This window comes from Anaerovibrio sp. JC8 (assembly GCF_002100115.1).
Lineage (GTDB): Bacteria > Bacillota > Negativicutes > Selenomonadales > Selenomonadaceae > Anaerovibrio.
Map to the genome: position 1 here is coordinate 21,709 of NZ_ANBM01000018.1, position 6,326 is coordinate 28,034.

At 47.1% G+C, this 6,326-nt stretch carries 6 protein-coding genes; all 6 read left to right on the plus strand.

Going from position 1 to position 6,326, the window contains the following annotated elements; all coding sequences use genetic code 11:
- Positions 1-144: 144 nt before the first annotated feature.
- The 6 genes from glpK to alr all read left to right on the plus strand — a co-directional run bounded on the left by glpK (position 145) and on the right by alr (position 6,175).
- Positions 145-1,644 (plus strand): glycerol kinase GlpK, encoded by a 1,500-nt coding sequence (gene glpK / locus D081_RS12160; RefSeq protein ID WP_085024431.1) that lies wholly within the window; start codon positions 145-147, stop codon positions 1,642-1,644.
- 138 nt (positions 1,645-1,782) lie between these two features.
- Complete coding sequence (locus tag D081_RS12165; protein ID WP_085024432.1) at positions 1,783-2,514, plus strand: MIP/aquaporin family protein; 732 nt, start codon at positions 1,783-1,785, stop codon at positions 2,512-2,514.
- A gap of 141 nt (positions 2,515-2,655) precedes the next feature.
- Positions 2,656-2,964 (plus strand): Ada metal-binding domain-containing protein, encoded by a 309-nt coding sequence (locus D081_RS12170; RefSeq protein ID WP_085024433.1) that lies wholly within the window; start codon positions 2,656-2,658, stop codon positions 2,962-2,964.
- A gap of 61 nt (positions 2,965-3,025) precedes the next feature.
- Complete coding sequence (locus D081_RS12175; protein ID WP_085024434.1) at positions 3,026-3,616, plus strand: hypothetical protein; 591 nt, start codon at positions 3,026-3,028, stop codon at positions 3,614-3,616.
- Between the two features lie 101 nt (positions 3,617-3,717).
- Positions 3,718-5,001: a serine--tRNA ligase gene (serS, locus tag D081_RS12180; protein WP_085024435.1), complete on the plus strand. Its 1,284-nt coding sequence runs from the start codon at positions 3,718-3,720 to the stop codon at positions 4,999-5,001.
- Positions 5,002-5,065: 64 nt separating this feature from the next.
- Entirely contained in the window at positions 5,066-6,175 is a 1,110-nt protein-coding gene (alr, locus tag D081_RS12185; RefSeq protein WP_085024436.1) for an alanine racemase, read from the plus strand.
- Positions 6,176-6,326 lie beyond the last annotated feature (151 nt).

Sequence of the window (6,326 nt, forward strand, 5' to 3'; positions counted from 1 at the left end):
GGCTATTATTTAGGGAGATAATAATAGGGGATTCCCTTGGGAGTCCCCCGCCAGCCTGGATCATTTCATATATTAGACCATGGGGTTTGAGAGAGGCCTCATAGGCTCTAGCAATAGTTTTATTTTTTAAGGGGGATTTTTAAAATGGCAAAGAAGTATGTAATGGCGTTAGACGCAGGTACTACTAGTAACAGAGCTATCGTCTTTGATGAGAACTCCAAAATTGTAGGCGTTTCCCAGAAGGAATTCACTCAGATTTTCCCACAGCCAGGTTGGGTTGAGCATGATGCTGATGAGATCTGGAGCACAATGACTACTGTTATGAAGGAAGCTCTGGAAGAGAGTGGCCTTTCCGCTAACGACATTTCTGCCATTGGTATCACTAATCAGCGTGAGACCACTGTTGTATGGGACAAGAACACTGGCCGTCCTGTATACAATGCAATCGTTTGGCAGTCCCGTCAGACTGCAAGCATTGCAGAGGATCTGAAGAAGAAGGGCCTGACTGAGGAGTTCAAGACTAAGACTGGTTTGACCATCGATGCTTACTTCTCCGGTACCAAGATCACTTGGATTCTCGAGCATGTAGAGGGTACTCGTGCTCGCGCAGAAGCAGGCGACTTACTCTTCGGTACTATTGACACTTGGTTAATTTGGAAGTTGACTGGTGGCAAAGTACATGTAACTGACTATTCCAACGCTTCCCGTACTCTGATGTACAACATCAAAGAACTGAAGTGGGATGAGCAGCTCCTGTCTTACCTCAAGGTTCCAGCAAAGATGCTGCCTGAGGTTAAGCCTTCCTCTTGCCGTTATGGCTTCACCGAGCCATCCATCCTGGGTGCTTCCGTTCCTGTATCCGGTGCAGCAGGTGACCAGCAGTCCGCACTGTTCGGCCAGAACTGCTTCGAGCCTGGTATGGCTAAGAACACCTATGGTACTGGCTGCTTCATGCTCATGAACACTGGTACTGATATCTATGATTCCAAGAACGGTCTGGTTACTACCATCGCTTGGGGTCTTGATGGCAAGGTTGAGTATGCTCTTGAGGGCTCCATCTTCGTAGCAGGTTCCGCTATTCAGTGGCTCCGTGATGGCGTTCGCATGGTTGATTCCGCTCCAGATTCTGAGTGGGTTGCCAAGAAGGTTCGTGACACCGCTGGTGTTTACCTCGTACCTGCATTCGTAGGTCTTGGTGCTCCATATTGGGATCAGAATGCTCGTGGTATGATCATCGGTATTACCCGTGGTACTACTAAGGCTCATATCGTTCGTGCAACTCTCGAGTCCCTGGCTTATCAGACTAAGGACGTTCTGGGTGCAATGGAAGCTGATTCCAACATTAAGTTGGCTTCCCTGAAGGTTGACGGCGGCGCTGTTGCCAACAACCTGATGATGCAGTTCCAGGCTGATATCCTTGGTGTTCCTGTTGATCGTCCTCAGATCATCGAGACTACTGCTCTTGGTGCAGCTTACCTCGCTGGTCTTGCTGAAGGCGTATGGGCAAACAAGGAAGACCTGAAGTCCGCTTGGAAGCTTGATGTTCGCTTCGAGCCTGTAATGGAAAAGGCTGAGGCTGACAAGCTCTACAAGGGCTGGCAGAAGGCTGTTAAGCACTCCATGCATTGGCTTGATGAGGAGTAATATTTACTCCGAAGTTTCAGCGTAACTGCTGAGTTTAGTGAGGATTCAATATCTGGCACCGGTTCATAAGGGGTGCCGGTGCCAGATATGAATTATAGTATTCATTCATATTTATTTTAATGAAAGAGGGATGTAAAAATGGATAATTTATTAGGCGAGTTCGTCGGTACTGCGGTACTGATGGTATTTGGTTGCGGTGTTAATGCTAACATGACCCTGGCTAAGAGCTATGGTCGTGGCGGCGGCTGGATCTGCACAACTACTGGATGGTGTTTTGCAGTAGTAATGGGTGTTTATGCATCTGTTGCTCTTGGTGCTCCACAGGCTGATATCAACCCTTCTGTTACCATTGCTAAGACTTTGGCTGGTGTTTACACTTGGGATCAGTTTGCAGCTACTTCTATCGTTCAGATTCTTGGCGGTATCCTCGGCGCAATCATTGTTTACCTTGCATATCTCCCACATTGGGCAGAGACTGAAGGCAGCAAGCTGGGCGTATTCTCCACTGGCAACGCTTGTGGTAACCAGATGACTGCTTTCCTCACCGAGTTCATCGCAACTTTCTTCCTGATGTTCGGTATCTGGTGCATCTTCTCCAAGGGTGTAACCGGTTCCATGGGCTTCGCTCCTGGTTTCGGTCCTTACCTCGTAGGCTGCCTGATCTGGGCTCTTGGCCTTTCCCTTGGTGGTCCTACCGGTTATGCAATGAACGCAGCTCGTGACCTTGGTCCAAGAATTGCTCATGCAATTCTTCCTATTCCTGACAAGGGCGACGGCAACTGGGGCTATGCTTGGATTCCAGTAGTTGCTCCTCTTTGCGGTGGTGTTGCAGCTTATGTTGTTTGCAGCGCTTTCGGCCTCCTTGGCTAATTCCGTAACAGGAAAAATTATCTAAACAAGAAGTACCCCTGTCTATTTTAGGCAGGGGTATTTTTTGAATCCTAATAGAATATATACTTAATGGGTTATTAGTGATATAATTAAACAAGTATTTATTAGGAGGAATTATAAATGGATAAGAAAAAGGCATATACCAAATTGGGTATTGCACTATTCATAATTATTGCATTGATGGCTGGTGCTTATAAGCTGTACACGCACTCATTGGAAAATGACTTCAACAACATTTCTACCGTTGAAATCGAACGGGTTGGTGAGGAGTTTACCGGCCAGTACCATCGTCCGGACTGCCCACTGGCAAAGAAAATCCTGAAGCCGGTTATCTTTAACGAGGGCAAGACTGCTGCAGAAAACAACAAGCAGGCCAAGGCTGAAGGTTATGTTCCATGCAAGCGTTGTCATCCTGAAAAGTTAGACTAGTCATAGAAGGCCCTTGATACTCATGTCAAAGGCCTTTTCTTTTATTTTGAAAGGATAATTTATGGCCATTAAAACTCCTACACCACCAACACCGCCTACACCACCTGTCTCCCCGAAGGGACAGGACAACAGCAATGCAGAAGTAAATACAGGCGGAGGCGGTACTACTGAAACAGGGGATAAGGAATTTGGTATCCATATTAATATTTCCAATCCCAATGACAAAAAGGAGAAGAGTCAAAATTCACAGCAAAATGCCGCTGGAGATGGGGGCAATCAGGTCCAGAAGGAAGTAATCACCAAGGAGCGGGACCAGCTGCCGGAGCCCCAGGCTGTGCTTACGGGGGATATGCCGGCAGATAAGGTGCTGCAGACGGAAGCCCGCCAGCCGGATAATGAGGCACTGCACTTAAATAACAACAGCTCCACCTTTGGTGGCATAAGCATCTGGCCTTTTGTGCTGGTATTTGTGGCGGCATTTATAGGCTTTACCCTGTTGAACATTATGAAGAACAAGCAGGAGCTGCCCATTAAAGAAAAACAGATCAGCCCACAGCAGGAAACGGACAAGGAATATACTGCCAAGGCGACTGATTCAGCCACCAAGAATAAAGACGATGATGACCATAAACATTTTGAAATAAGGATTTAAACTTCTTTTACAAAGTAGGAGATTTATAGTAAAATTACAAGGATAGGATATTCAAGGGACAAGCTCCCTATATATATTTGGATATAATGGAGGTCATTAAGGTGTTAGATATCAAATTTGTCAGAGAGAATCTGGATGCTGTTAAGGAAATGCTCAATAAGAGACATAATAGTTTATCATTGGATGGGTTCACTGACCTGGAGAAGACCCGTCGTGAAATTCTGGCTGAGGTTGAGACCCTTAAGGCAAAGCGTAACACTGTATCCAAGCAGATCGGTGCCATGAAGAAGGCCGGCGAAAACACTGACGCAGTTGTAGCCGAGATGCAGTCCGTTGGTGATGAAATTGCCAAGCTGGACGAGCAGTTAAAGGTTGTGGAAAACAGCCTGAGGGATATTATGCTCAGCATTCCAAATATGCCAAAGGAGGATGTTCCTTATGGCGTAGATGATACTGATAATCCAGAGGTAAGAAAATTCATGGAGCCAACCAAGTTTGACTTCGAGCCAAAGGCCCACTGGGATCTTGGTACTGACCTGGATATTATTGATGCAGAGCGTGCAGCCAAGGTAACCGGTGCCCGCTTCACCTTCTACAAGGGCCTGGGTGCCCGTCTGGAGCGTGCCCTCATTAATTTCATGATGGACCTGCATGCTACCAAGCATGGCTATAAGGAAATGCTGGCACCATGCATCGTTAACAGCGACAGCATGATTGGTACCGGCCAGCTGCCAAAGTTCGCCGAGGATATGTTCAAGCTGGAGGGCCTTGATTATTACATGGTTCCAACTGCTGAGGTACCAACCACCAACTACCATCGTGAGGAGATTCTCGATGGGGCTACCCTTACTGAAAAGTATTGCGCATATACTGCGTGCTATAGAGCAGAGGCCGGCAGTGCAGGCCGTGACACCCGTGGTCTTATCAGACAGCATCAGTTCAACAAGGTAGAGCTCATTAAGTTCTGCAAGCCAGAGGATTCCTGGGATGAACTGGAAAAGATGACTGATGATGCCGAGGACGTATTGCGTGTACTGGAGCTGCCATACCATGTGGTACTCCTTTGCACCGGTGATATGGGCTTTACCTCTGCCAAAACCTATGATATTGAGGTTTGGATGCCTGGTCAGAACTGCTACCGTGAGATTTCTTCCTGCTCCAACTGCCTTGATTTCCAGGCCCGTCGTGCCAATATCAAGTTCCGTCGTGATGCAAAGAGCAAGCCAGAGTTCGTTCATACATTGAATGGTTCCGGCCTGGCAGTAGGACGCACCTTCGCGGCTATTTTGGAGAATTATCAGAATGAGGACGGTTCTATCCGCATTCCAAAGGCATTGATTCCTTACATGGGTGGCGTAGAGGTCATCAAGAAGGAAGAGCTGTAATTTAATTCGGTATTATATAGCCTGCCACTGGTGGTAGGCTATATTTTTTTGAGGGGGATATAATATGCCAATGAGAGCAGTGTGGGCAGAAGTGGATTTAAATGCCCTGGAGTCTAATATAAAGAATATCAAATCCTGCATTAACAATAATGCCAAGTGGTGTGCCGTGGTGAAGGCTGATGCTTATGGCCATGGCGCTCTGGCCGTGGCAAGAAAATGCGTGGAAATGGGTGCCTCTTATTTGGCAGTGGCGGTTCTCAGTGAGGCTATTGCCCTGCGTAAGGCCGGATTTACTACACCGATCATCATACTTGGAGCTTCTCCTATGGATACCTCCGGGATGCTGGTGGATTACGATATAACCCAGGCGGTTTTTGAGTTTGAGCAGGCCGAGGCGATTTCCCGTCAGGCCGTATTGAGAAACAAGACTGCCAAGATTCATCTAAAAATTGATACTGGTATGCACCGCATTGGCATAAGGCCGGAAGAAGCAGGGGATATGGCCAGAAGAATAGCCTCGCTTCCTGGCATTAAGCTTGAGGGCATGTTCTCCCATTTTGCCCTGGCAGATAATGAAGACAAAACCTACTCCTATAAGCAGCTGGATAATTTTAAGCGGGCCATTGCCAAGGTGGAGGAAGCTGGTGTCAATATTGAGATAAAGCATATTGCCAATTCCGCTGCAATTCTGGAAATGCCGGAAACCCATTTTGACATGGTTCGTGCGGGGATTATTTTGTATGGTCTCTGGCCATCAGATGAGGTTAATAGAAGCATTGAACTGAAGCCGTTGATGAAGCTCTGTGCCAAGGTGTCCTTCCTCAAGACATTGGAGCCAGGAGAATCGGTGAGCTACGGCTGCACCTGGACGGCGGAGCGTAAAAGCCTCATTGGTACCCTGCCGGTGGGATATGCCGATGGTTACACCAGAATGTTCAGCGGCAAGGCTGAGATAGAATATAAGGGACAGCGGGCACCTATTGCCGGCCGGATTTGTATGGACCAGTGCATGGTGGATCTGACTGAGATCAAGGGTATCAAGGAAGGGGACACTGTGGTACTATACGGATCTGAAGGTCTTACCATGGATGAAGCGGCCAGCTGGCTGGGAACAATCAATTACGAGCTGCCATGTATGCTTAGCCCAAGAGTACCAAGAGTATATAAGGAATAGGGCACAAGCTGTAATAAAAAAGTAAGATATTATGTTGACAATACATGGAAATGGTAGTATCATAGTCAACGTTGTCGCGGTATTTCATATGGATGTGAAATAGGACAACAAAAAATAATTCAAAAAGTTGCTTGACAAGAAAGCCACTTTG